General features: G+C 68.4%; 22 protein-coding genes. 11 read left to right on the top strand and 11 right to left on the bottom strand.

The window, feature by feature from the left end; genetic code table 11:
• Nucleotides 1–64: 64 nt before the first annotated feature.
• The 8 genes from pcaD to pobA are packed head-to-tail and all read right to left on the bottom strand — an operon-like array spanning nucleotide 65 to nucleotide 7,550.
• The gene (pcaD, locus tag EV278_RS21060; protein WP_132095729.1) at nucleotides 65–1,246 is read right to left on the bottom strand and encodes a 3-oxoadipate enol-lactonase; all 1,182 of its coding nucleotides are present in this window, start codon (nucleotides 1,244–1,246) and stop codon (nucleotides 65–67) included.
• The gene (pcaB, locus tag EV278_RS21055) at nucleotides 1,246–2,394 is read right to left on the bottom strand and encodes a 3-carboxy-cis,cis-muconate cycloisomerase (protein ID WP_132095727.1); all 1,149 of its coding nucleotides are present in this window, start codon (nucleotides 2,392–2,394) and stop codon (nucleotides 1,246–1,248) included. Before pcaB ends, pcaD begins: the two co-directional genes overlap by 1 nt.
• Before the next feature lie 21 nt (nucleotides 2,395–2,415).
• Nucleotides 2,416–3,066, bottom strand: coding sequence for a protocatechuate 3,4-dioxygenase subunit alpha (pcaG, locus tag EV278_RS21050; RefSeq protein ID WP_132095725.1), 651 nt, complete (start codon nucleotides 3,064–3,066; stop codon nucleotides 2,416–2,418).
• Entirely contained in the window at nucleotides 3,059–3,766 is a 708-nt protein-coding gene (pcaH, locus tag EV278_RS21045) for a protocatechuate 3,4-dioxygenase subunit beta (RefSeq protein WP_132095723.1), read from the bottom strand. Before pcaH ends, pcaG begins: the two co-directional genes overlap by 8 nt.
• Nucleotides 3,767–3,775: 9 nt before the next feature.
• Entirely contained in the window at nucleotides 3,776–4,975 is a 1,200-nt protein-coding gene (gene pcaF, locus EV278_RS21040) for a 3-oxoadipyl-CoA thiolase (protein WP_132095721.1), read from the bottom strand.
• Complete coding sequence (locus EV278_RS21035; RefSeq protein WP_132095719.1) at nucleotides 4,972–5,634, bottom strand: CoA transferase subunit B; 663 nt, start codon at nucleotides 5,632–5,634, stop codon at nucleotides 4,972–4,974. The genes pcaF and EV278_RS21035 overlap by 4 nt, the downstream gene beginning before the upstream one ends.
• Nucleotides 5,634–6,368 (bottom strand): CoA transferase subunit A, encoded by a 735-nt coding sequence (locus EV278_RS21030; protein ID WP_165916731.1) that lies wholly within the window; start codon nucleotides 6,366–6,368, stop codon nucleotides 5,634–5,636. The genes EV278_RS21035 and EV278_RS21030 overlap by 1 nt, the downstream gene beginning before the upstream one ends.
• 6 nt (nucleotides 6,369–6,374) lie before the next feature.
• Nucleotides 6,375–7,550, bottom strand: coding sequence for a 4-hydroxybenzoate 3-monooxygenase (gene pobA, locus EV278_RS21025; protein WP_132095715.1), 1,176 nt, complete (start codon nucleotides 7,548–7,550; stop codon nucleotides 6,375–6,377).
• Nucleotides 7,551–7,698: 148 nt separating this feature from the next.
• Between pobA and EV278_RS21020 the strand changes: the two genes are divergently transcribed.
• The 8 genes from EV278_RS21020 to EV278_RS20985 all read left to right on the top strand — a co-directional run bounded on the left by EV278_RS21020 (nucleotide 7,699) and on the right by EV278_RS20985 (nucleotide 18,934).
• The gene (locus EV278_RS21020) at nucleotides 7,699–8,589 is read left to right on the top strand and encodes a helix-turn-helix domain-containing protein (protein ID WP_132095713.1); all 891 of its coding nucleotides are present in this window, start codon (nucleotides 7,699–7,701) and stop codon (nucleotides 8,587–8,589) included.
• Nucleotides 8,590–8,705: 116 nt separating this feature from the next.
• Nucleotides 8,706–10,118, top strand: coding sequence for an aldehyde dehydrogenase (locus tag EV278_RS21015; RefSeq protein WP_132095711.1), 1,413 nt, complete (start codon nucleotides 8,706–8,708; stop codon nucleotides 10,116–10,118).
• 49 nt (nucleotides 10,119–10,167) lie between these two features.
• Complete coding sequence (locus EV278_RS21010) at nucleotides 10,168–10,995, top strand: p-hydroxycinnamoyl CoA hydratase/lyase (RefSeq protein WP_132095709.1); 828 nt, start codon at nucleotides 10,168–10,170, stop codon at nucleotides 10,993–10,995.
• Between the two features lie 41 nt (nucleotides 10,996–11,036).
• A complete protein-coding gene (locus EV278_RS21005) occupies nucleotides 11,037–12,527 on the top strand; it encodes an AMP-binding protein (protein WP_132095707.1) in 1,491 nt (496 codons plus the stop codon).
• A gap of 50 nt (nucleotides 12,528–12,577) precedes the next feature.
• Nucleotides 12,578–13,519, top strand: a complete 942-nt coding sequence (locus EV278_RS21000) for a helix-turn-helix domain-containing protein (RefSeq protein WP_132095705.1) — start codon at nucleotides 12,578–12,580, stop codon at nucleotides 13,517–13,519.
• Between the two features lie 135 nt (nucleotides 13,520–13,654).
• Nucleotides 13,655–16,231 carry a TonB-dependent receptor gene (locus EV278_RS20995; protein WP_132095703.1) on the top strand — a complete coding sequence of 859 codons (2,577 nt, stop codon included), beginning with the start codon at nucleotides 13,655–13,657 and terminating at the stop codon, nucleotides 16,229–16,231.
• A gap of 86 nt (nucleotides 16,232–16,317) precedes the next feature.
• Nucleotides 16,318–17,805 (top strand): benzaldehyde dehydrogenase, encoded by a 1,488-nt coding sequence (locus tag EV278_RS20990; protein WP_132095772.1) that lies wholly within the window; start codon nucleotides 16,318–16,320, stop codon nucleotides 17,803–17,805.
• Nucleotides 17,806–17,833: 28 nt separating this feature from the next.
• Nucleotides 17,834–18,934: an NAD(P)-dependent alcohol dehydrogenase gene (locus EV278_RS20985; RefSeq protein ID WP_132095701.1), complete on the top strand. Its 1,101-nt coding sequence runs from the start codon at nucleotides 17,834–17,836 to the stop codon at nucleotides 18,932–18,934.
• Between the two features lie 63 nt (nucleotides 18,935–18,997).
• Here EV278_RS20985 and EV278_RS20980 read toward each other — a convergent pair whose 3' ends face one another.
• Nucleotides 18,998–19,948: a PDR/VanB family oxidoreductase gene (locus EV278_RS20980; protein ID WP_132095699.1), complete on the bottom strand. Its 951-nt coding sequence runs from the start codon at nucleotides 19,946–19,948 to the stop codon at nucleotides 18,998–19,000.
• Nucleotides 19,945–21,024: an aromatic ring-hydroxylating dioxygenase subunit alpha gene (locus EV278_RS20975; protein WP_132095697.1), complete on the bottom strand. Its 1,080-nt coding sequence runs from the start codon at nucleotides 21,022–21,024 to the stop codon at nucleotides 19,945–19,947. Before EV278_RS20975 ends, EV278_RS20980 begins: the two co-directional genes overlap by 4 nt.
• Nucleotides 21,025–21,151: 127 nt before the next feature.
• Between EV278_RS20975 and EV278_RS20970 the strand changes: the two genes are divergently transcribed.
• The 3 genes from EV278_RS20970 (at nucleotide 21,152) to EV278_RS20960 (ending at nucleotide 23,471) form a co-directional block, all read left to right on the top strand.
• The gene (locus EV278_RS20970; RefSeq protein ID WP_132095695.1) at nucleotides 21,152–21,886 is read left to right on the top strand and encodes a GntR family transcriptional regulator; all 735 of its coding nucleotides are present in this window, start codon (nucleotides 21,152–21,154) and stop codon (nucleotides 21,884–21,886) included.
• A 92-nt stretch (nucleotides 21,887–21,978) separates the two neighbouring features.
• Nucleotides 21,979–22,458 (top strand): MarR family winged helix-turn-helix transcriptional regulator, encoded by a 480-nt coding sequence (locus EV278_RS20965; RefSeq protein WP_132095693.1) that lies wholly within the window; start codon nucleotides 21,979–21,981, stop codon nucleotides 22,456–22,458.
• Between the two features lie 176 nt (nucleotides 22,459–22,634).
• Complete coding sequence (locus EV278_RS20960; protein WP_132095691.1) at nucleotides 22,635–23,471, top strand: alpha/beta fold hydrolase; 837 nt, start codon at nucleotides 22,635–22,637, stop codon at nucleotides 23,469–23,471.
• 50 nt (nucleotides 23,472–23,521) lie between these two features.
• Here the strand turns inward: EV278_RS20960 and EV278_RS20955 are convergent, their stop codons facing one another.
• Nucleotides 23,522–25,219 (bottom strand): MHYT domain-containing protein, encoded by a 1,698-nt coding sequence (locus EV278_RS20955; RefSeq protein WP_347812834.1) that lies wholly within the window; start codon nucleotides 25,217–25,219, stop codon nucleotides 23,522–23,524.
• Nucleotides 25,220–25,723: the final 504 nt, after the last annotated feature.

The raw sequence follows: 25,723 nt of genomic DNA, 5'->3' as shown, positions 1-25,723 counted from the left end.
CGGGTCTCCTGGTGCTTCCTCGACGTCGAACTCTTCGGTTCGATCGGGTTGATGTCGGTTCCGATCAGCCGAGTTCGGCCATCACGTCGGCGGCCTCGGTGAAGGCGGTGTTGGCGGCGGGGACGCCGGCGTAGACGGCGATCTGCATCAGCACCTCCTTGAGTTCGTCCTGGGTGAAGCCGCCCTGTTCCAGCCCGGCGCGGACGTGCAGGCGGAACTCCTCCCATCGCGCCAGGCTGGCGCAGATCGCCAGCACCAGCAGGCGGCGGGTGCGATGGTCCAGCCCGGGGCGGCCCCAGATCTCGTTCCAGGCATAGCGGGTGATCATCGCCTGGTAGTCGGCGGTGAAGGTCGTGCGCTTGGCCAGCGACTTGTCGACCCAGGCGTCGCCCAGCACCTTGCGGCGGGTGACCAGACCGGCCTCGAACAGGACGTCCTTGGCGTCCCGGACGGCGGTCCCGTGCAGAACCTCCGCCAGGAATCCGCGCACGGCGCCGGCAAACGCGGCGGGGGCCTCCAGGCTGGGCAGGTGGGCGCCCTCGACCACGGCGCGACGGGCGTCGGGAACGGCCGCGACGATCCGCTCGCCGTGGCCCTCGAACGGCGTCGCCACGTCCTTGGCGCCGGTCAGCACCAGGGTCGGCGCGGTGATGGCTGGCAGGACCTCCAGCAGGGCCATGTCGCGGATCGCCGCGCCGCAGCCACAATAACCATCGGGATTCTGGGCCAACATGCCGGCGCGGACGGTCTCGATCACCTCAGGGCGCAGGGCGCGGAAATCGTCGGAGAAGAAGCGGCCCATCACCGCCTCGACGATGGCGGAGAGGCCCTTGGCGCGGATCAGGGCCAGGCGCTGGTCCCAGGTCGAGGGATCCATGGCTGGCGAGGTGCAGGCCAGGACCAGGGCCTGGACCCGTTCCGGCGCCCTGGGAGCCAGAGCCATGGCGATCATCCCGCCCAGCGAGGTGCCGCAAATCGTCGCCTTGGCCGCGCCCGCCGCGTCCATCACCGCCAGCACGTCGTCGGCCAGCAGGTCGAGGCTGTAGTCGCCGGCCGGCGCGTCCGAGGCGCCGTGGCCGCGCGTGTCGATGCGCAGGACGCGGAAGTCGGGCGTCAGCAGCGGCACGACCGGGTCGTATAGCGACAGGTCGCAGCCGATCGAATTCAGCAGCACCAGCACGGGCTTGTCGGCCGCGCCGTCGGCCCGCCAATAGATCCGGGCGCCTTGCGAAACGGCGAATGGCATCAGCGGTCCTTTCGGTAGGCTGCGAGGGCGCGCGTGACCAGGCGCTCGGATTCGCCGGTGTCGGTTCCGACCCGCGCGGCCGCGAGGTTGGCGGCCATGCGATCCGTATCGACCTCGAGCCCCTCGACCACCACGGCCATGGCCGTCAGAACTCCGTGGGCCAGTTCGAACAGCTCGGCCAGCACCGACCCTTCGGCCTGCCAGCCGCCTAGCCCGCGCTCGTGCTGCTGGGGCAGGGCCGACACGATGGTCGCGGCCAGGTGCGGTGCGCGGACCGACGCCGACAGCGCCACCTGGCAGCCGGTGGGGTTGCGCTTGTAGGCCATGGCCGAGGAGCCGCCGCGTCCGGGGACCTTGGGCTCGAAGGCCTCGGCGACCTCGCTCTGGGCCAGCAGGGCGACGTCGCCGGCGATCTTGCCCACCGCCCCGGTCAGGATGGCGAGGCTGGAGGCCAGGCCCGCCAGGCCTTCGCGGCGCGCGTGCCACGGGGTCTCAGGCGCGGGCAGGCCAAGCAGGGCGGCCAGACGTTCGGTGACTTCATCGGCCCGTTCCTCCAGACCAACCAGCGAGCCTGTCGCGCCCCCCAACTGCAACTGGATGGCGGCGGTCTCGCGCTCGAAGCGGACCAGAGCGCCGGCGACGCCTTGCAGCCAGTTGGCGACCTTGAGCCCGAAGGTGATGGGCTGGGCGGCCTGCAGCAGGGTCCGTCCCAGCATGGGCGTGGCCGCGTGCCGCTCCGCCAGGACCGCCAAAGCGTCGGCGAGGCGTCGGGCGTCTCGGACCACCAAGGCCGCGCCAGCCTTGGCCTGCAACATCAGCGCGGTGTCGGCCAGATCCTGGCTGGTCGCGCCCTTGTGGACCAGCTTGGCGACCTCGGGATCGGCGATGCGCTCGCGAAGCAGGGCAACCAGTGGGATCGCCAGGGTCCCGGCGTGGGCCGCGGCTTCGGCCAGGGCCTCGACGTCGGGAAGCTCGGCGCAGGCGGCCGCGATCGCCTCGGCGGCAGCGGCCGGGATCAGGCCCACGTCCGCCTGGGCCCTGGCCAGCATGGCCTCGAAGGCCAGGGCCGCGCGCAGCAGGGCCTCGTCGCCAAACGTGGTCAGCATTTCGGGCGTCGAGGCCGGACGGTCGCGCAGCAGGCAGCTCAAGGCGGGCGATTCCCTTCCAGCTCAGATGTCGAAGAAGACGGTTTCGCGGTCGCCTTGCAAGACGATGTCGAAGCGCCAGACCTGGCCGACCTTACGGGCGATCAGAGTTTCGCGGCGCTCGGCCGGAACCAGGGTCAGGATCGGGTCGGCGGCGTTGGCGGCCTCGTCCTCGAAATAGAGCCGCGTCGCCAGCCGCTTGATCATGCCGCGCCCGAAGACGCCGACGGCGATGTGCGGCGCCTGGCGGCCGTCGATGCGGCCGGGGCGGATGGTGACGAAGCGATAGACGCCGTCCTCGGCGGTCGAGGCGCGGCCCCAGCCGATGAAGCCGGTATTGCTGGACCCGTCGGCATAGCGGCCGGCGGCGTCGGCCTGCCAGATCTCGAGCATGGCGTCGGGCACCGCCTTGCCGTCGGCGTCCAGCACGACGCCCTCGATGACGATCGGCTCGCCCGCCACCTCTCCCTTGGCGCTGGGGGAGGCCAGGACGTAGTGTTCGGCCGGAAACAGCTCGGGCCGAGCGCCGATGTCGCTGTCGCCGATCAGGTCGGCGCAGCCCTTCCAGGGCAGGCCGTAGTGGAAGAACGGGCCGACGGTCTGGGAGGGCGTCTGGCCGAACAGGGCCGGATCCTGGTTGTCGAGGCGCGGGGCCGGATTGACCTGGTCAGTCATGATGGTCGTCCTCGAACGGGGTTTGATCCCGGCCCCGCAGCACCACGTCGAACAGGTAGCCCAGCGCCCAGTTGGGCCGGGTGGTCTCGATGTCGAACCGCGAGACCAGGCGCTGGCGATAGGGCAGGGGCACGGCGTTGGCGATCGGATCGATCTCGATCAGCGGATCGTCGGGGAAGTACATCTGGGTCACCAGTCGCGTGGCGAAGGCCGGGCCCAGCAACGACAGGTGGATATGCGCCGGCCGCCAGGCGTTGTGGTGGTTGCCCCACGGATAGGCCCCCGGCCGGACACTGACGAACTGGTAGCGGCCGTCGTCGTCCGTGATCACCCGGCCCGCGCCGGTGAAATTGGGGTCCAGCGGAGCGTCCCACTGGTCTTTCTTGTGAATGTAGCGGCCGGCGGCGTTGGCCTGCCAGATCTCCATCACGGTGTTGGGCACGGGGCGGCCGTCCTCGTCGAGCACGCGGCCCGAGACGATGATCCGCTGGCCTTGGGGCATGTCCTTGTGCTGGGTCGTCAGGTCGGCCATCGCCCCGCCCATCAGTCTCGACCAGGCGTTGGCCGGGCCGGTCGTTTCGGTCAGGGTGTGCGGGATCCTGACCAGGGGTTGGCGGGGCGAGCGCGGCACGGTCGAGGCGTAGGGCGGATGCAGCGACGGCGGCTGGCCCGCGTCCTCGCGCTTGAAGCTCGGGTTCATCGGATGCTCCTAGACGCGCTCGAAGGCCAGGGCCGCGCCCTGACCGACGCCGATGCAGAGGGTGGCGAGGCCACGCTTACCGCCGGTCGCCTCCAGCTGGCGCAGGGCGGTCAGCACCAGCCGCGCGCCGGACGCGCCGAGCGGGTGGCCCAGGGCGATGGCCCCGCCGTTGGCGTTCACATGCGTCCCGTCGTCGGGCAGGCCCAACTGGCGCAGCACCGCCAGGCCCTGGGCGGCGAAGGCCTCGTTCAGCTCGACGGCGTCGAAGTCGCCGATCGAGAGGCCCGTCTTGGCCAGCAGCTTGCGGACGGCCGGGACCGGACCGATCCCCATCACGCGCGGCGGGACGCCGGCGGTGGCGTAGCCGGTGATGCGGACGCGCGGCGTCAGGCCGTGGCGCTTCACGGCGTCCTCGGACGCGATGACCAGCGCCACCGCGCCGTCATTGACGCCCGAGGCGTTGCCGGCCGTGACCGTGCCGCCTTCGCGGACCACGGGCTTCAGCTTGGCCAAGGCCTCAAGGGTGGTCTCGCGCGGATGCTCGTCGCGGTCGACAATGGTCGGACCGGCCTTGCCGGAGATCTCGACCGGGGTGATCTCGCCGGCCAGGAAGCCGCTGGCTTGAGCTGCGGCCGCCCGCTGCTGGCTGCGTAGCGCGAAGGCGTCCTGATCCTCGCGGCTGACGCCATGCTCCGCCACGACGTTCTCGGCGGTCTCGGGCATGGAGTCGACGCCATAGGCCTTGCGCATGGCCGGATTGATGAAGCGCCAGCCGATGGTGGTGTCGAAGATCTCGGCGCTGCGTGAGAAGGCGCTGTCGGCCTTGCCCATCACGAACGGGGCGCGGCTCATGCTCTCGACACCGCCAGCGATCAGGAGATCGTTGTGGCCCGACAGGATGGCGCGGGCGGCGTAGCCGACGGCTTCCAGGCCCGAGGCGCAGAGCCGATTGACAGTCACGCCCGAGACCTCGACGGGATAGCCCGCCAGCAGCAGAGCCATGCGGGCGACGTTGCGATTGTCCTCGCCCGCCTGGTTGGCGCAGCCCAGCACCACCTCGTCGACGGCCGACAGATCCAGGCCGGCGTTGCGCGCGGCCAGGGCCTTCAGCGGGATGGCTGCCAAGTCGTCGGCGCGGACCTTCGACAGCGCGCCGCCGTAACGGCCGATCGGGGTGCGGATGCCGTCACAGATGTAGGCGGTGGTCATGCGAAGGCTCCCAGTTCGAAGTCAGCCTCGGTCTTTGCCTTGACCTCATCCAGCGTGACGCCCGGCGCCAGTTCCAGCAAGGTCAGGCCGCCTCCCTCTTTTCCGTTCTTTGACCGGTCGAGGTCGAAGACGCAGAGGTCGGTGATCACCATGTCGACGCAGGCCGCGCCGGTCAGGGGCAGGGCGCAGCGCTTGAGCACCTTGCTCTGGCCGGCCTTGTTGGCGTGGTCCATGACCACGATCACCCGCTTGACGCCGGCCACCAGGTCCATGGCTCCGCCCATGCCCTTCACCATCTTGCCCGGGATCGTCCAGTTGGCGATGTCGCCGTTCTGGGCCACCTCCATCGCGCCCAGCACCGTCAGGTCGATGTGTCCGCCGCGGATCATGGCGAAGCTCTGGGCGCTGTCGAAGAAGCTGGAGGTCGGCAGTTTGGTGATGGTCTGCTTGCCGGCGTTGATCAGGTCCGGGTCGGCCTCGCCCTCGTAGGGGAAGGGACCCATGCCCAGCATGCCATTCTCGCTCTGCAAGGTGACGTGCACGCCTTCGGGAATGTGATTGGCCACCAGGGTCGGGATGCCGATGCCCAGGTTCACGTAGAAGCCGTCCTGCAGCTCACGGGCGGCGCGGGCCGCCATCTCGTCGCGGGTCCAGGCCATCAGGCGGTCTCCCCGGTGGTTTCGCGAGGACGGGTGGTCAGCTTCTCGATCCGCTTCTCGTTGATGGTCGAACGGATGATCCGGTCGACATAGATGCCCGGCGTGTGGATGGCGTTGGCGTCCAGTTCGCCCGCCTCGACGATCTCCTCGACCTCGACAATGGTGACCTTGCCGGCCGTGGCCATCACCGGATTGAAGTTTCGGGCCGTCATCCGGAACATCAGATTGCCCTCGGGATCGGCCTTCCAGGCCTTGATGATGGCGAGGTCGGCGCGCAGCCAGGTCTCGCGGACATAGGTCTCGCCCTCGAAGTCCTCGACCGGCTTGCCCTCGGCCACCACCGTGCCGACGCCAGTCTTGGTATAGAAGGCCGGGATGCCCGCGCCGCCGGCCCGGATACGCTCGGCCAGGGTGCCCTGCGGGTTCAGTTCCAGCTCCAGTTCGCCCGACAGATAGAGCTGCTCGAACAGCTTGTTCTCGCCGACATAGCTGGAGATCATCTTTCGGATCTGGCCGTTGTTGAGCAGCATCCACAGGCCGAAGCCGTCGGCCCCGCAGTTGTTGCTGATCACGGTCAGGTTCTTGACGCCCGTGTCCTTCAACGCCGGGATCAGGGTCTCGGGATTGCCCGATAGACCAAAGCCGCCCGACATCAGGGTCATGCCATCAAAGGTCACGCCCTCCAGGGCGGCCGCGGCGCTGTCGTAGATCTTGTTCTTCATGGAACGCTCCAGAGCCTTCTAGACCAGGGGAAGGCCGACGTAATTCTCGGCCAGCGTCACCTGGGCGGCGCGCGAGCCCTTGATATAGGCCAGTTCCGCGACCTGCATCTTGCGGTCGAAGCCATCGCGGTCGGGGAAGCGGTGGGTCAGGCTGGTGAACCACCAGGAGAACCGCTCGGCCTTCCACACCCGGGCCAGGGCGCGGGCGGAATAGCTGTCGATCCCGGCCTTGGAGCGCTCATGGTAGTGCTCGACCAGAGCGTCGGACAGCATGATCACGTCGGAGACCGCGAGGTTCATGCCCTTGGCCCCAGTGGGCGGCACGATGTGGGCGGCGTCACCGGCCAGGAACAGGCGACCGTGTCGCATTGGCTCGGAGACGAAGCTGCGAAGCGGTGCGATCGACTTCTCGAATGAGGGTGCGCGAACGATGCGGGCGGCGGCCGCGGGACCCAGGCGGATCGAGACCTCATCCCAGAACCGCTCGTCGGACCACTCCTCCAGGCGATCGTCCAGCGGGCATTGCACGTAGTAGCGGCTGCGCGTCGGTGAGCGCATCGAGGCCAGGGCGAAACCGCGTTCGTGGTTGGAGTAGATCAGCTCGTGATCGCAGGGCGGGGCTTCGGTCAGTATGCCCAGCCAGCCGAAGGGATAGACCCGCTCGAAGGTCCTGAGTACGTTCTCCGGGATCGCCGCGCGGCTGACCCCGTGATAGCCGTCGCAGCCGGCGATGAAGTCGCAGTCCAGCCGATGTTCGGCGCCGTCCTGGCGCCAGGTGACATGGGGGTGGTCGCCATCGACGTCGTGTAGCTGGACGTCCTCGGCGTCGAACACGATCCGCAGGTCGCGTTGCTCGGCGGCGTCGAACAGGTCCTTCATCACCTCCTGCTGGCCATAGACCATCACGGTCGAGCCGCCGGTCAGGTCGGCCATGTCGATGCGGAACATCTCGCCGTCGCTGGCCAGGTTGGTCCCGGCGTGGACCAGACCCTCGCGCCGCATCCGATCGCCGACGCCCAGGCGCTCCATCAGGTCGACGGTGACCTGCTCCAGCACGCCGGCGCGGACGCGGCCCTCGACATAGGGGCGATCCTTGCGCTCCAGGATTACCGCGTCGATCCCGGCCTGCCTTAGCAGATGGCCGAGGAACAGCCCGGCCGGGCCAGCGCCGATGATGGCGATCTGGGTTCGCACGATGGAGCTCTCCGCCCTGACGCCGCTTCCCGCGACTTGCATCAAACCTGACCCTGACGGTCCGCTTTTAGGATGGACAGAGCATCACAAAAGTTGGACTTTTCGAACGGGTCAGATCTCGGGCTGGCCAGGGCGTGGAGGTCCGGGCTTGTCGAAAACGCACGCAGTTCCAAGCTTCTTCCTGTTCGGTGAGCCTTTGCGAACCGTTGAGGGCAAGTTCATCCACCTGGAAGAGTTGGACGATCGCACCAGGCCCAACGACTGGAACATCCGCGCCCACGCCCACGCGGACCTCAACCATGTGTTCCACATCGCGGCCGGGGGCGGGGTCATGCATGTGGATGACGAGGCGATCGCCTTCGGCGCCCCATGCCTGCTGCTGGTTCCATCCGGAAGGGTCCACGGCTTCGCCTACCAGGTCGAGACGGCGGGCTCGGTGCTGACCATCGCCGACAGCTATCTGCGCGACCTGACCGCACGAGAGCCGGCCTTCGCCGATCTGTTCCGGGCCCCGCGTCAGCTGCCGCTGGATGCGCGGTCGGGGATCGCGTCCTCGCTGGGCGAGCTGTCGCGCGAGCTGGTGTGGACCGCGCCCGCCGGCGGGGCGGCGGTCGAGGGACATCTGCTGACCATCCTCGTCGAGGCCGTGCGGCGGCTGGTCCGCGACGAGGCCGCCGCGCCGGCTGTCCAGGGCGGGCACGTCACCCTGGTCGCCCGGTTCCGCGAACTGGTCGAGGCGCACTATCGCGAGGGCCTGCCGATGGAAACCTATGCCGAACGACTGGGCGTCACGCTGGCGCGCCTCCGCGCCGCCTGCCTGCGGGCGGCGGGCGCCTCGCCGCTGCGGCTGGTGCGGGATCGGCTGCTGCTGGAGGCTAAGCGTGCGCTGCTGTACTCGAACATGACCGTCGCCGAGGTCGCCTATCATCTAGGCTTCGAGGACCCTGCCTACTTCTCGCGTTTTTTCGCTAAGGCTGAAGGCGTTTCGCCCAAGCGTTATCGGGTCGAGCGATCAACGCACGCGTCTTCGATCGTCTAGCGACAGTCCGCATCCAAGTTAGTGACTTGCACACATTGTTTGCTCAGCGTACAAAATGGCGAGCGTACAAATAAGCGGCGCCGCCAAGCGCCTTCGCGCCAAGGGAAGGAACGACCATGAGCTCGACCCAGGCCGTCTTCGAGCGCCGTGACCCCGTCACGGGCGCGGTCGCCACCACCTCCATCGCCATGACCACCGATCAGGCGCGCGCCGCCGTCGACGCCGCCCAGGCCGCGCTGCCGGCCTGGAGCGCCTTGGGGCCGAACGCCCGCCGCGCCCTGCTGTCCAAGGCGGCCGAGGCGCTGGAAGCGCGCGCTGACGACTTCGTCGCCGCGATGATGGGCGAGATCGGCGCCACCGAGGGCTGGGCCCGCTTCAACCTGATGCTGGCCGCCTCGATGATCCGCGAGGCCGCGTCCCTGACCACCCAGATCAACGGCGAGGTGATCCCGTCGGACAAGCCGGGCTGCCTGGCCATGGCCGTGCGCGAGCCGGTCGGGGTCATCCTGGGCATCGCCCCCTGGAACGCGCCGATCATCCTGGGGGTGAGGGCGGTCGCCACGCCGCTGGCCTGTGGCAACACCGTGGTGCTGAAGGCCTCCGAGAGCTGCCCGCGCACTCATGCCCTGATCGCCGAGGCTTTCGCGGCCGCGGGCCTGCCCGAGGGCGCTCTGTCGATCGTCACCAACGCGCCTCAGGACGCGGCCGAGGTGGTCGGCGCCCTGATCGACCATCCAGCGGTGCGGCGAATCAACTTCACCGGCTCGACCGCCGTGGGCAAGATCATCGCCAAGCGCGCGGCCGAACACCTGAAGCCGGTGCTGCTGGAGCTGGGCGGCAAGGCGCCGTTGATCGTGCTGGAGGACGCCGACCTGGATGAGGCGGTCAAGGCCGCCGCCTTCGGAGCCTTCATGAACCAGGGTCAGATCTGCATGTCGACCGAGCGGATCATCGTCGTCGACGCGATTGCCGACGCCTTCGTCGCGAAGTTCGCCGCCAAGGCCTCCAGCCTCGCGGTCGGCGATCCGCGCGAGGGCAAGACGCCGCTGGGCGCGGTGGTCGATCTGAAGACCGTGTCCCACGTCCAGCGCCTGGTCGACGACGCCGTGAGCGCCGGGGCCGTCCAGGTCAGCGGCGGCCCAGCCAAGGGTGTGCTGATGCCCGCCACGGTCGTCGACAAGGTGACGCCCACAATGCGCCTGTTCCGTGAGGAGAGCTTCGGCCCGGTGGTCGGCGTGATCCGCGCCCGCGATGAGGAGCACGCCATCGCCCTGGCCAACGACACCGAGTACGGCCTGTCGGCCTCGGTCTTCACCCGCGACATCGCTCGCGGCCTGAAGGTGGCGCGACGGATCCAGTCGGGCATCTGCCACGTCAACGGCCCGACCGTGCACGACGAGGCCCAGATGCCGTTCGGCGGCGTCAAGGCCTCGGGCTACGGCCGCTTCGGCGGCAAGGCCGGCATCGACGCCTTCACCGAGTTGCGCTGGATCACGGTCGAGACCCAACCCGGCCATTTCCCGATCTGACGCCATTTCGGCGCCTCCCCGCGCCCCTTTCGATTTCCAAGGATCCATGATGACCGACACCAACGACACCGCGACTTTCCGAGTCGAGAACCGCATCGCCTGGGTGAAGTTCAACCGTCCCGACAAGCGCAACTGCATGAACCCCACCCTGAACCGCCGCATGATGGAGGTGCTGGACGAACTAGAGTTTCGCGACGATGTCGGGGTGCTCGTCCTGACCGGCGAAGGCTCGGCCTGGTCGGCGGGCATGGACCTGAAGGAGTACTTCCGCGAGACCGAGGCCAAGGGCCTGGGCGCCACGCGTCAGGCCCAGCGCGAGTCCTACGGCTGGTGGCGGCGCCTGCGCTGGTACCAGAAGCCGACCATCGCCATGGTCAACGGCTGGTGCTTCGGTGGCGGCTATGGGCCGCTCTACTCGTGCGACCTGGCGATCGCCGCCGACGAGGCCCAGTTCGCCCTGTCCGAGATCAACTGGGGCATCCTGCCGGGCGGCGGCGCCACCAAGGTGGTGGTCGACCTGATGCCGCTGCGCGACGCCATGTACCACGCCATGACCGGCGAGCTGATCGACGGCCAGAAGGCCGCCGAGTGGCGACTGGTCAACGAGAGCGTGCCGCTGGAACGCCTGGAGGCGCGGGTGCGCGAGCTGGCCGAGGTGCTGCTGAAGAAGAACCCCGTGGCGCTGAAGGCGACCAAGGACGCGGTCCGCCGGGTCAAGGAAATGACCTACGACAACGCCGAGGACTACCTGGTCCGGGCCCAGGAGGCGGCCAATTCCTACGACAACGATGGTCGCAAGGAGGGCATCAAGCAGTTCATCGACGACAAGACCTACAAGCCCGGCCTGGGCGCCTACGATCTGGCCAAGCAGAGCTGAGACGAGGCGGGGGAGGAGGCCACGACGGGAGGGACGAGCAGATGACCCCAATGGACCATGTCGCCCTCCAGGCGCGCCTCCAGCCGCAAGGGATGGCGGCCGTCGAACTGGCCGGCGGCCGTCGCTGGACCCATGCCGAGCTTGACCTCGGCGTCGCCCGCGCGGCGAGTGTGCTGCGGCGGCGCGGGGTAGGCGAGGGCGACCGCTTGGCGGTGCTGGCCAAGAACCGGGTCCTGCTGGCCATCCTACACCTGGCCTGCGCCCGGCTGGGCGCGATGTTCGTCCCGTTGAACTGGCGGCTTAGCGCCAGCGAGACCGCCACCCTGGTCGAGGACGCCGAGCCGGCCCTCATCGTCGGCGATACTCAACTCGGCGCCGTGGGTCTGGAGGGCCTCGATCTCGACATCCTGCAGGCCGAGATCGACGAGGCCGATCCCGACACGGCGACCCGGGCCGACCGCGAACGCCCGTCGCTGATCCTCTACACCTCGGGCACGTCGGGCCGTCCGAAGGGCGTGCTGCTGTCTGAGCGCAATCTGGACCAGACGGCGATCAATTTCGGCCGTCTGGGCAAGGTCACCCACCAGAGCGTCTTCCTGGTCGACGCGCCGATGTTCCACATTATCGGCCTGGTGACCTCGGTCCGTCCGGCCCTGATGCATGGCGGGACCATCCTGGTGTCCGACGGCTTCGAGCCTGGCCGCACGCTAAGCCGCCTGAGCGATCCGGCGTTGGGCGTCACCCACTATTTCTGCGTGCCCCAGATGGCCGCGATGCTGCACCGCCATCCGGACTTTGACGCCTCGGCGCTGCGGCGGCTGACGGCCATCTTCACCGGCGGCGCGCCTCATCCGGCGGCGGACATCCGCACCTGGCTGTCCGACGGGATCCCGGTGGTCGACGGCTACGGCATGAGCGAGGCCGGAACCGTGTTCGGCATGCCGGCCGACCTGGCGCTGATCGACGCCCGGGCCGGCTCGGCGGGGCTGGCCATGTCCTCGGTCGCGACCCGGATCGTCGATGAGCACGACAATGACTGCCAGCCCGGCGTGCCCGGCGAGCTGCTGCTGAAGGGCGACAACGTCTTCCGGGGCTATTGGCGGCGACCGGACGAGACCGCCCGCGCCTTCACCGCCGACGGCTGGTTCCGCACTGGCGACATCGCCCGCGCTGACGCCGAGGGCTATCACTGGCTGGTCGACCGCAAGAAGGACATGTTCATCTCGGGCGGCGAGAACATCTATCCGGCCGAGATCGAAGCGGCTCTGGCCGACCATCCCGCCATCGCCGAGTGCGCCGTCGTCGGCGTGCCCGATCCGCGCTGGGGCGAGATCGGCCATCTGGTCGTGACCTGCCGCGACGGCGCCGAGCTGGATCTGACCCTGATCCTGAACCATCTCGAAAATCGGCTGGCGCGGTATAAGCTGCCCAAGGCCCTGACCCTGGTCGCCGCGCTGCCGCGCACGGCCTCGGGCAAGATCCAGAAGACGGTCCTGCGTGAGCGGTTGCTCGGCCAGGATCCAAGAACCTGAACGCCGGCGGTCTCTGGGGGGAGCGACCGGCGAGCCTGAGGGAGGATGAGATGGCGTCGAGTCTCGACGAACAGGGCGGCGCGACCCGGACCGGGATTGGGCTCGAGGCCTGGAATGCGGTGGTCGCATCGACCTTCGACAACCTTGTGGTCGACGCCGACCGGGAAGGGTTCGAGGGCCGCATGGACGTGCGCGACCTGGGCGGCATGGATTTGTCCTGCGTCGCCTCCAGCGCCGCGGTGGTGCGGCGGGGCCGATCGGCTATAGCCCAGCGGCCCTATTTCAAGCTGCACGTCCAGGACGTCGGCCGGAGCCAGAACCTGCAGGACGGGCGCGAGGCGGTGCTGGACGAGGGCGACCTGATGCTGTGCGACCCGGCGCGGCCCTACACGATCCGGTTCGACGACCCCAACCGCATGCTGGTGCTCAGGATCCCTTCCGAGCGACTGGCTGACCGGATGGGCGACCCCGAGGCCCTGTGCGGCCGCCGGCTGGCCGGAGACGGCCTGGCCGGCGCCCTGCTGACCTCGTTCATTCGCACGCTGTGGACCAACGCCGGCCAGGGCGCCGCGCCCGTCGGCGAGGCGGTGCAGGAGGCGGCCCTGTCTCTGCTGAGCGCGGTCGCCCGGGAAAACGAGGGGGAGGCTAGGGCTGTCCGCGACCTCGACGCCGGCCAGGGCGCGGGCGCGCGGATCAAGCGCTTCATCGACGAGAACCTCTGCGACCCGGATCTCAGCGTGGGGCGCGTCGCGAGCGCGCTGGGCGTCTCGCCGCGCTATGTCCAGATGGTGTTTGCCGGCATGGCCACCACGCCGTTGGCCTATATCCGGCGTAGACGGCTGGAGCGGGCGGCGCGAACCCTGCGGGAGGATGGGCAGGCCTGCAACATCACGGACCTGTCTTTCGGCCTGGGCTTCAACGACCTTTCGCATTTCAGCCGCGCTTTCAAGGCCTTCTATGGCGTCGGGCCGCGCGAGTTCCGGGCCAGTTGAACCCCTTGCGACGCGAACGTCCGCGAAAACCACATCGGGCTTCGCATCCGTGAAAGTCGCCTTCGCGCCTGGCCAAGTTTGACGGCGCCGCCCGTGCTCCTCTGTCGACAACGACATAAAAGGGAGGTTCGGGCCATGGGGCGTAAGCTCTGGTTACAACAGGTGTTCGGGGCGGTGTCCCTGCTAGCCCTGGCGGCGGCCGGCGCCGCGCATGGCCAGGCCGTCGTGGAGGAGGTGGTCGTCACCGCCCAGAAGCGGGCTGAGAACGTCCAGGATGTGCCGATCGCCATCTCGGCCTTCACGGAAAACGCGCTGCAGGAGCGGGCCGTGGGCAACGTCGCCCAGCTCTCCAATCTGGCGCCCAACGTCACCCTGGACGGCGGCACGCCGTTCTCGGGTTCGCCCTCGGTGCTGTCGGCCTATGTGCGCGGCATCGGCTCGGACGACTTCGCCTTCAACATCGACCCCGGAGTCGGCATCTATGTCGATGGCGTCTATCTGGCCCGCACCGTCGGCGCCAACCAGGACCTGCTGGACGTCGAGCGCATCGAAATCCTGAAAGGTCCGCAAGGCACGCTGTTTGGCCGCAACACCATCGGCGGCGCCATCTCGATCGTGACCCGCGAGCCGGGGGACGAGTTCAAGTTCAAGGGCGACGTCACCGTCGGCAGCTTCAACCTGATGCAGGCTCGCGGCAGCGCCGATCTGCCGCTGGCCGAGGGGCTGTCCTCGTCGATCACCTTCGGGATCAAGAGCCGCGAGGGCTATGTCGAACGCATCCCCTATCCGGACGCACGCGCCCGCAACACGACCTCCTATACGGCGTTTCCGTCGTCCGACTTCAACACGGCGTCAAGGGAAGGCGGCGAGAACAGCTGGAACCTGCGTGGAAAGCTGAAGTGGAAGGGTGAGTCCACCAAGGTCGTGCTGGCGGCCGACTACACCCACGAGGATGGCGACGGCCTGGCCAATACCCTGATCGGCACGACCGTTACGGTTCCGGGCAATTTCGCCGGCACGACCAACCTGCCGGGCACGGCCTTCGATCCGACGGGGACCACGGGCTTCCTGTTTGGCGGTCTCTACAACTTCTGCATCGGCGCGACCCCGACCCAGATCGCCGCCCGCAACGCCCAGGCCCTCTGCGGCGTGCGCGGCACGCAGTACAGCCCCAACCTTCATGTCGCTTCGCTGGCCAGCGTCAATGTCGACGCCGACCCGAACAACGACCGGCTGCCCTACGACAGCCGCTTCGTCAGCAAGGACATCGACAAGAGCTACGCCACCGGCAACAGCTTCTCGAACCTGGTCAACTGGGGCACGGGCCTGACGGTCGAGCACAGCCTGACCGACGATGTGACCCTGAAGTCGATCACCGCCTACCGCAAGTTGCTGTGGAAGAGTGGCACCGACGCCGACGGCTCGCCGCTGAACATCGGCCAGCTCAGCTTCGACATGAAGCAGTGGCAGTTCAGCCAGGAACTGCAACTGCTGGGCTCGGCCTTCGACAAGAAGCTGAACTACGTGCTGGGTGGTTACTACTTCAAGGAAAAGGGCTCTCTGCACGACTACGTCACGTTCGACGAGGGCATCCTGCAGGTCGACGGTCCTAACCAGCTGGAGACCAAGAATTACGCCGCGTTCGGCCAGATCGACTGGCGGCCGATCGACCTGATCGGGGTCACGCTGGGCGGCCGCTACACCAAGGAAAAGAAGCTGTTCGAGGGCGGGCAGCAGGATCTGAACGGCTTCAACTACAAGCTCTTCGGTTGCTCGGACGCCAATGGCAATATCACGCCGAACGGGCCGTTCCCCCTGGCGCCGGTCTCATGCCAGACGGGTCTGAGCTATCCGGACCCCAGCAATCCAGTGCGGGTCTACGCGCCGGGCGTCAACGAGCAGACGTTCAGCAATTTCTCGCCCAAGGTCGGGGTGCAGCTACACCCGGGCGATGACCTGATGGCCTATGTCAGTTGGTCCAAGGGTTACAAGACCGGCGGCTGGACGACCCGCCTGACCAATCCCCAGCTGCTGGCCCAGCCGTTCGGCGAGGAGACCGCCACCACCTGGGAGGCCGGCTTCAAGTCCAAGCTGCTGGACCGCCGCCTGCAGCTGAACGGCTCGGTGTTCCAGACCCAGTACGACGGCATCCAGCTGAACTTCCAGCAGGGCACTTCGCCGACCATTCGCAACGCCGGCGACGCCAAGATCAAGGGCGTGGAGGTCGAAGCGGTCGCCGTGCCCATGGACGGGCTCACCGTAAACGCCTCGGTGGGCTATCTGCACGCCCGCTACACCGACGTTCTGGCCGGCGTGCTGGCGGTCAGCGGGCCGAACCCCTTCCAGGCGGGCACCTTCGTCGGCGCCCCGCTTCCCAAGACGCCCAAGTGGAAGATCAACGTCAGCCCGCGCTACGAATTCAAGCTGGCCAACGGCGGGTCGATCACGGCCATCGGCGACTGGACCTACACTTCCGCCATCTGGAACAACGCCCAGCGCACCTATCTGCTGAAGCGTCCGGCCGTGCAGGTGGTGAACGCCAGCCTCGCCTACGCCGACCCTGGCGGCGCCTGGACCTTCACGGTGGGCGGCACGAATCTGACCGACAAGCGCTACCTGACCACGGGCAACGAGAACATCGCCGCCGGCGCCATCTTCGGCACCTACAGCCGGCCGCGCGAAGCCTATGTCCGCCTCGGCGTGACGTTCTGATGAAGGCGGGGCGAACGCGTCCGCCGTTCGCCCCTTTTCGCCCTTCGGGGCTCGATGGATTGGGAGCGCAAGACGCCATGAACGACATGAGTCATCGACCCGGCGTGTTGGTCGACGCGCCCTTGCTTTCGGCCGACCAATGGAACGAGCGACTGTTCTCCGACGGCTGGCGGACAGCGCAAGGCGGCGTGATCGAGGTGCAGGAGCCGGCCACCGAGACGGTGCTGACCCGCGTGGGCAGGGCCGATCGCTCTGACGTCGCCCGCGCCGCTGCGTCGGCCAAGGCGGCTCAGTCCGCCTGGGCGGCTATGACCGTCGACGCACGCCAGAAAGTGCTGCTACGGGCCGCCGACCTGTTGGAAGAGCACGCCGCCGATCTCGCGCAGTGGATCATGCGCGAGAGCGGTTCGGTCGGCGGAAAGGCCGCCGTTGAGCTGGAACATGCCGCGGGCTTCGTGCGGCAAGCCGGCGTGATGGCGACCGAGGCCGCCGGGCTGGTCTTGCCGGCCTCCTCGGGCAAGACCAGCATCGCGCGTCGCGTGCCGCTGGGCGTGGTCGCCGTGATCTCGCCGTTCAACTTCCCGCTGGTCCTGTCGATCCGCGCGGTCGCGCCCGCCTTGGCGACCGGCAATGCGGTGGTGCTCAAGCCCGACCCGCGCACGCCGATCAGCGGCGGCTTTCTGATCGCCCGGGTCTTCGAGGCGGCCGGCCTGCCGGAGGGCCTGCTGCACGTCCTGCCCGGCGACGCCGAGGCCGGCGACGCCCTGTGCCGGGATCCGAACATCGCCATGATCGCCTTCACCGGCTCTACAGCCGCGGGCCGCAAGGTCGGCGAGGTGGCGGGCGGACACCTGAAGAAGGTCGCGCTGGAACTGGGCGGCAAAAACCCCCTGATCATCCTCGACGACGCCGATCCGGACGTCGCCGCGTCCAACGCCGCCTGGGCCGCGTGGCTGCACCAGGGCCAGATTTGCATGACCGCCGGCCGGCTGCTGGTCCAGCGCGGGATCCACGACGCGGTGGTCGAGCGCCTGGCGGCCAAGGCCGCGCACCTGCCGGTCGGGGATCCGATGCGCGGCGACGTGGCGCTGGGTCCGCTGATCAGCCGAAGCCAGCTGGAGCGGGTCCACGCCATCGTCTCCGATACGGTGGCGGCCGGCGCCAGGCTGGTCGCTGGCGGGACGCATGACGGCCTGTTCTACGCGCCGACGGTGCTGGACGGGGTGAAGCCGGGGATGCGGGCGTTCGAGGAGGAGATCTTCGGTCCCGTGGCGGCGATCACCGTCTTCGACGAGCTGGACGAGGCCACGCGTCTCGCCAACCACGGTCCCTACGGCCTGGCGGCGGGGATCATCACCGGTTCGGTGGGGCGCGGCATGGGCTTGGGGAGCGCGCTGGAGGTGGGACACCTGCATATCAACGAGCAGACGGTCGAGGCGGGGCCGCACGCGCCGTTCGGCGGCCTGAAGGCGTCCGGTAATGGAACCCGCATCAGCGGCCCCGCCAACCTGGACGAGTTCACCACCTGGCGGTGGGAGACGGTCAAGGCCGTGGCCACGCCCTATCCGTTCTAGACCAGCGGCTTTGGAGGAGTTCGTCCGCATGCAGATCACCGCCGCCGTCACGCGCAGCCCGGCCGGACCGCTGAGCCTGGAGTCGCTCCAGATCGAGGAACCTCGCGCGGGCGAGGTCCTGGTCCGGGTCGTCGCCACCGGCGTCTGCCACAGCGACATGGTGATGCGCGACCAGCATCTGCCGACGCCGCAGCCGGTGGTCCTGGGCCACGAGGGGGCGGGCGTGGTTGAGCGGGTCGGGCCGGGCGTGACCAAGGTGGCGGCCGGGGACCACGTGGTCATGACCTTCAACTCCTGCGGCCGATGCGCGTCGTGCGCCGACCACGCGCCGACCTATTGCCACGAGTTTTTCCCGCGCAACTTCATGGGCGCGCGCGAGGACGGATCGTCGGGGCTGTCGCGCGACGGCGAGACCATCCACGCCAACATCTTCGGCCAGTCGTCGTTCGCCACCTACGCCCTGTGCCACGAGCGCAACGCGGTGAAGATCGACAAGGCCGCGCCGCTGGAGATCCTGGGCCCGCTCGGTTGCGGGGTGATGACCGGCGCCGGGGCGGTGATGAACGCTCTGAAGGTTCCTGCCGGTCGTTCGCTGGTGGTGTTCGGCGCCGGCGCGGTGGGGCTGTCGGCGGTGCTGGCGGCCAAGGCGATCGGCGCGGGGCCGGTCATCGCCGTCGACATCAATCCCGAGCGCCTGGACCTGGCCCTGGAGCTCGGCGCCGACCATGTCCTGAACGGGGCCGAGGGCGGCGTGGTCGAGAAGATCCAGGCGATCACCGGGACCGGCGTGCACTTCTCGATCGACACCACGGCCAATCTGAAGGTCATGCGCCAGGCGGTGGACTGCCTGGGACCGCGCGGCGTCTGCGGCCTGGTCGGCGCATCCAGGATGGGCGACGAGCTGCCGCTGGACGCCGTGTCGGTGATGAGCGGCGGCAAGGTGGTGCGCGGCGTGGTCGAGGGCGACGCCGATCCCGACGTGTTCATCCCCGAGCTGATCGCCCTGCACCAGGCCGGCCGGTTCCCGTTCGACCGGCTGATCCGGTTCTATCCGCTGTCGGCGATCAACCAGGCCGTCGCGGACGGCGAGGCGGGGCGGGTGATCAAGCCCGTGGTGCGGATGGTCTGATCCTTTCGGCAGGCCTTCGCATCTCTTGGCCCGGCGCGGACTCCGCGCCGGGCCTCTTTTAGCTCAGAGATCCAGCACCAGGCGCGGCGTGCGGGCCCGCGAGCAGCAAGGCGTGAACTGTTCGTTCGCGGTCCTCTCGTCATCAGTCTGGAAGAGGTCGCGATGGTCGGGCTCACCCTCGATCACGCGGGTCAGGCACGTGCCGCAGACGCCTTGCTCGCACGAGACCGGCACGAAGACGCCCGCGGTCTCCAGGGCTTGAGCGGCTGTCTGGTCGGCCGCCACCGGCACCACCTGTCCGCTGCTGGCGATGACCAGCTCGAAGGGCCGGTTCGCGCCCTCAGGCGGAGGCGCGGCGGCGAAGTGCTCCTTGCGGATCTGGTCGGGGGGCCAGCCGCGCGCCAGGGCTCCGTCGATGACGTAGGCCATGAACCCGCCGGGCCCGCAGACATAGAGGCGGCGGCCGGGAGCGGGATCGGCCAGGGCGCTGTCGAGATCCAGCCGGGTTTCCGGCTCGGCGTCGAACGACAGATGCACCGCGTCGGCGAAGGGCGCCGCGGCCAGCTCGTCCAGAAAGGCTGCTCGCGAGCGGTCGCGGGCGCAGTAGTGGAAGGCGAACGAATGCTCCACGGCGTGCAGCCGACGGGCCATGGCCAGGATCGGCGTCACGCCGACCCCGCCGGCGAACAGCAGGTGCTCTTCGGCGGCCTCGTCCAACGCGAACAGGTTGCGCGGCGCGCTGATCTTGAGCGTCGCGCCTTCGGTCAGCGCCTCGTGGACGAAGGTCGAGCCGCCGCGCGAGGCCGGTTCGCGCAGCACGGCGATCCGGTAGTGGCCACGATCGGCTGGGTCGTTGCATAGCGAATATTGCCGCGTCAGCCCGTTGCCGAGGAACAGATCGACGTGGGCGCCGGCCTCGAACGCTGGCAAGTCGCGGCCTTCGGCGCAGACCAGTTCGAGCCGCACGATGTCCTCGGCGGCCCGGGCGCGGGACGCCACCCGAACCTTGATCATCCGGCGATCGCCGCCTGCGCGCCCGCCTCGGCGGCGATGGCCTTGTCGATGGCCATGCGCGAGCGCACGCCGCCGGCGTCGATGTTCAGCTTCAGCAGCTTGCGGTCGGGATAGGCGAGCAGGTTCTTCTGCTGCCGCTCCAGCATCTCCAGGTCCTCGGAGAAGATCTTGCCCTGGCCCTCGCGGATGGTGTCGGTCAGGGCCGCGTCGGCGACCGCGAAGCTGCGGGCCATGCCCCAGAAGTAATGGTGCGAGGTCTCGGTTTCGGGGGTGATGAAGTCGACGACGACGCTGGAGACCTTCTTGTCGGCCGGCGCGTCATAGCCGCCGTGGCCAGCCAGGGCTACGCCGACTTCGATCATCACATGGCTGGGCAGGGAGAAGCGGCAGATCTGCCAGCGATCGACCAGGGCGTCCTCGGGCAGGCCCGCGCCCCGCAGCGCCATGCGCCAGAAGGGTGGGGCGTGAATGCCCTCCATGAACCGGCTGGTGATCACCTCGTCGCCGTCGAGGCGGGTGGTGACCGGCGCCTCGTCGATCTCCTTCTGGCCGATGCTGGTGGCGTGGACATAGGTCTCGTGCGTCAGGTCCATCAGGTTGTCGACCATCAGCCGATAGTCGCAGGCGATGTGATAGAGGCCGCCGCCATAGGCCCAGTCGGGGCTGTCGGCCCAGAACAGCGGATGCAGCTTGGCGGAATCGGCCTGGGCGGGGTCGCCGGGCCAGACCCAGACGAAGCCGTGACGCTCCAGCACCGGGAACGCGCGGATGGCGGGGAAGGCGGCGACGCGCTGGCCCGGCATCGACGTGGCGCGGCCTTCGCAGCCCATGGTCAGGCCGTGATAGCCGCAGACCAGCTCGCCGTCGCGGACGAAGCCCAGCGACAGGGGCGCGCCCCGGTGCGGGCAGAAATCCTCCAGGGCGACCGGGCGGCCGTCCTTGCCGCGGTGGAAGACCATGGCCTGGCCGCAGATGCGCCGGCCCAGCGGCCTGTCGGCGATCTCGTCGGGCGTACAGGCGACGTACCAGGCGTCAAGCGGCCAGGGCGCGGCCTTGGCCACGGTTTCGGTACCCATCGTCGTTTCCTCGCGTCCTGGTCTGGCGACCTATTGGATCCAATCTTGATCGCAATTGCAGCGACGTCAAGATTGGATCCAATCGAAAGCTTGTGGGCGTCTCGGGGCGTCGGCTAGAGTCGAGGCCATGGACACGCCGAGCATGAAGCCGGGCCAGCGCGTGATGATGGCCCTCCGCAAGATGATCGCCTCGGGCGAGATCAAGAGCGGCGAACGGATCGCCGAGATCCCGACGGCGGCGGCGCTGGGCGTCTCGCGCATGCCCGTGCGAACGGCGCTGCGCAGCCTGGAGCAGGAAGGATTGGTGGTGCGGCTGGGCGCGCGGGGCTATGCGGCGCGGGGCGTATCCAGCGACCAGATCCGCGACGCCATCGAGGTGCGGGGGGTCCTTGAAGGCTTCGCGGCGCGATGCCTGGCCGAGCGGGGCATGAGTTCCGAGACCCATGCACGACTGGCCGGCCTGATCGCGGAGGGCGAGACGCTGTTCACGACGGGACGGTTGGCCGCCGAGGACGTGGATCGCTACGCCGCCTACAATCAGGCCTTCCACGACACGCTGGTGAGCGCCGCGGGCAACGGCGCGGTCGAGGGCGCGCTGGCGCGCAACAGCTTCGAGCCCTTCGCGGGGGCCGGCGCCCTGGCGCTGGACCTGACGGATCTCGCGGCTGAATACGAGCACCTGCTGGCCGCCCACCGCCAGCATCAGTCGGTGCTGGACGCCGTCGCGCGGGGCGACGCCGACGAGGCCGAACGGATCATGCGTGACCACGCCCTGGCGGCGATCCGCAACGCCAAGGTCTTCGAGGCGGCGGCCAGCGCGGGTTCGCCGCTGGGCGCCGCGTGGACCATTCGCGCCGACTGACGCGGCGGTACTGCGCAAAGGCTGCTGGAGGTCCCGCGAGAAGCGCTTTAGATGCAATCAGGATACAGTTTGCTTGGCGTGCCAATCGGGGTTTGTCGACCATGGAAGAGACCGCCGCCTTCGGTGTGCTGGGACAACGGCTGGGCTTGCAGCTGCACTCGACGGATGTGCGAATCATGGCCGGACTGACGGCCCGCCTGACGCCCCTGAACGTGACCCCGGCGCGCGCTACGGCGGTCGTCTACATCGCCCTGAACGCCGGCTGTGATCAGGTCACCCTGGGGCGCGCCCTGGGCATCAACCGGGCCAGCACGATGAAGGCCGTCGACGAGTTGGAGGCGCTTGGCGCGATCGAGCGCCGACCGGGCCGTGACCGCCGCACCAACGCCCTGCACTTGACGGCCGCCGGCGAGACCCTGCGAAAAAGGATCGAGGAGGCCACGCTCGCGCACGATCGAGAAGCCTTCGCGGCTTTGACGGAGGTCGAACGCGCCGAGTTCAGCCGGCTGCTCGCCAAGCTCCGTCGCGAGGGAACGGACGGCTCGACTCCGGACAAAAATGACGGGCGATAGACAGCCGTACGCATAGGCGTTGCGCTGGTCGGCGGCGGTGGAAACGGCGCCCGAGTTCGCGCCTGTCAAAGTCGTCTTCGCGCCTGGACAAGCCCCACCTGGGCGCTCGTGCTCAAGTCCCCTTCACGTCGTCCAGCGAGTTCGCGCGGCGTCGGCCGATTTGATTGGGGGCTCGCATGATTGACCGGATGGCGGTCGTCGGTGGCGTCAAGATTCGCTATGTCGATACGGGAGGCGAGGGCGTCCCGCTCTTCTTCTGCTCCGGCATTGGCGGCTCGCTGGAGCTTTGGTCAAGGCAGTTGGAGGCGCTGGCGGGAAGCCATCGACTGGTCGCCTGGGACTATCCCGGTCATGGCCTGTCGGACATGGGGCGCCAGCTCTATGATCCGGACAGCTATGCGGCCTTCGCCCTGGCCCTGCTGGAGGTGCTCGGCTTGGAACGAGTGATCGCCGTCGGCAACTCGCTGGGCGGGACGATCGCCTTGCGCCTGTCGGGCCTGGCACCCGGTCGCATCGCGGGCCTGGTATTGGTCGCGCCGGCCATGCTGGGCCCGGAGGTCTTCCTGCCGTTCCGAATAATGTCCTTGCCGCTGCTCGGTGAGCTGATGACCAAGCCGAGCAAGACGTCGGTGGAGCACCAGTTGTCGGCGTTGTTCCATGATCCGACCGTGGTGACGGAGGATCTTCGCGCGGTCGTCTGGCGCAATGTTCACAAGCCGGGGGCGGCCAAGGCGCTATTGGCGACGTTGCGCCGGACCATGTCCTTGGCGGGCGTCCACGAAACCGTCTGGCGAAAGAGCCTGGAGCTCTTGGAGGCGGCGACCTGCCCGGTCCTGCTGGTTCATGGCAAGCAGGATGTCGTGCTGCCGTTTCAACGGTCCGAGCAATCGCCCCTGCCGGTGATGGGGCAGTTGGTGCTGGTCGATGCTTGCGGTCATACACCGCAATTCGAACGCGCCGAATACTTCAATGATCTTCTGGCGACATTTGCACGTCGGGTCGGCAGGCATTAAAGCCGCCGAATGCTTCGCGGTGAAGGGCGTTCAATGCGTCGGAAAATGCTTTAGGCGTCCAGGCGGGCAGGGTTTTCGGAAATCGGCTGAAGCGGCGCTTCGATGCGGCACACGAGCCCGCTCGGGCCGAAGTCCAGCGCCACCGCGCCCCCCAGGTCCTTCTCGACGCTGACCTTGATCAGGCGCGAACCGAAGCCGACCTTGGTCGGGGGCAGGACGGCGGGCCCGCCGGTCTCGCGCCATTCCAGGACCAGCATTGGCGCCGGACGCTCGACGTCGAAAGTCGCCCATCGCACCTCCAGGCGGCCCGTGGGGGTCGAGAGCGCGCCGTACTTGGCCGCGTTGGTGGCCAGTTCATGAAGGACCATTCCCAGCGCCAGGGCGTGGCGCGCCGGCAGCCGGAGCGAAGGGCCGACCAGCGTAACCTGTTCGGCCGGGTAGGGGGCCATCTCTTGCGCCAGCAGGTCGCCGATCGCCGCCGCCTCCCAACTGGCTTGCGTCAAGACGTTATGGGTGGCCGACAGCGCCATCAGGCGATCTTCGAACGCTTTCCGAAAATCGCTCAGCGAGGCGGCGCCCCGGGCGGTTTGGCTGGCGATCGACTGGATGGTCGCGAGGGTGTTCTTGACCCGGTGATTGAGCTCGTTGGTCAGGAGGCGATGACGTTGCTCGCTGGCGGTGACGGCGGCGAAGGCCTCGTGTCGGTCGGTGACGTCCAGCACCACCCCGATCATCCGAACCGCCCGGCCGCGCTGATCGTAGATCACCTTTCCACGAACATTGACCCATCGGTCCTGGGCGATCAGCCGGTATTCGTGATCGTAGTCGTCGCCGGTGCGCTGGGCGCTTTCGACGGCGCGATCCCGTCGGGTTCGGTCCTCCGGCGACAGGGCTCCAAGCCAGTGCTCCAGCGTCAGGTCCTCGTCGCCACGCAGATCGAACAGCGCCTTGACCTGGCTGGAGGCCTGCAACGACTGACTGCGCAGGTCATATTCCCAATAGCCGACGCCGCCCGCGTCCAAGGCCTGCAGGATGTTGCCGCGTTGGTCGTAGAGCGAGGCCATGATGGCCAGAAACAGGATGAGCAGGGTGCCGGCCGCTACGCCGACGCCGAGCAGGAACGGCGGAACGCCCATCGGCGCGATGAAGGCCGCGCCAGGGATCGGCGTCAGTTCGAGCGCGGCCATGGCGGTGTAGTGCATGCCGGCGACAGCCACGCCCAGCAGGCTGGCGGCCAGCAGGCGAGAGATCGCCGTCCTGGGCTGGCGCGCGACAAAGAGGCCGGTCGTGGACGCGAGAATGGCGATCGCCAGGGACAAGGCGACAAGGCCCGGGCGATAGTCCAGGGTCATGGCGGTCCGCAGGGCGGCCATGCCGACATAGTGCATCGCGCAGATGCCCAGCCCCATCGCCGCTCCGGCCAGCGTCACATCACCCGATCTTGAGCCGGGCCGGGTTGCGGCGACGAAGGCGCCCCAGGTGGAGCCGATCGCGAGGACGAGTGAAAGTGCGGTCAGCCCCGGCGCGTAGACGACCGGCGCGCCAGGGTCGAAGCCCAGCATGGCGATGAAGTGCATGGACCAGATCGACAAACCCATGGCGATCGCCGCCGTGCTGGTCCAGGTCAGCCTGGCTCGCCCCAGATGCGTTTGGACCCGACTGGCCAGGTCGAGCGCCACCCAGGAGCCGAACACCGCCACGAGCAGGGAAAGGCAGACAAGGGTCCAGTCGTGATGATGGTGGTGCAGAATGGCGAGACTCTCGGCGAGGCGTCCTTCTGACGGCTAGAGGGCGGCAGGGCGGCGCTCCTGGCAAGTCTGAATTTAGTACACGCCCAGCCAGAGCACCGATTTCGGCGAACCCTTCTATACTATAGTGACGCGCGCCTGGGCGTTTGGACCTCGGACGACCGCCGTGGAAAACGCTTTATACGTTCCTTGGGATCACGACCGATGGTGCGGCGCTCTTTATGATTGCTGTTCTTGAGGGCAGGCGCGCCGCCCGTCGACACCGCAACGCACTCCTGCGGGAGCACGACAGCGGCATGCTCGTCGAAATCTGGTGCGGTCCCAGGCTGAACACAAAGCCGCCTCGTTCCGCGGCCTGGACGAGATCGCAACGATCCGGTGATGGCGCGAAATTCGCCGATGAGTAGTCAGGTGACGCCCTGGATTTCGCGAGAGATCGCGGCGGCGGCGGCCTGGACCTCGGCGATGGTTTCCTCGACTGGACGTATGCCCCGCTTGTAGATG

This window comes from Caulobacter sp. BK020, assembly GCF_004342605.1.
Taxonomy (GTDB): domain Bacteria; phylum Pseudomonadota; class Alphaproteobacteria; order Caulobacterales; family Caulobacteraceae; genus Caulobacter.
Note: the sequence above shows the minus strand (reverse complement) of the source record. Positions and strands in the feature narration are given on the sequence as shown.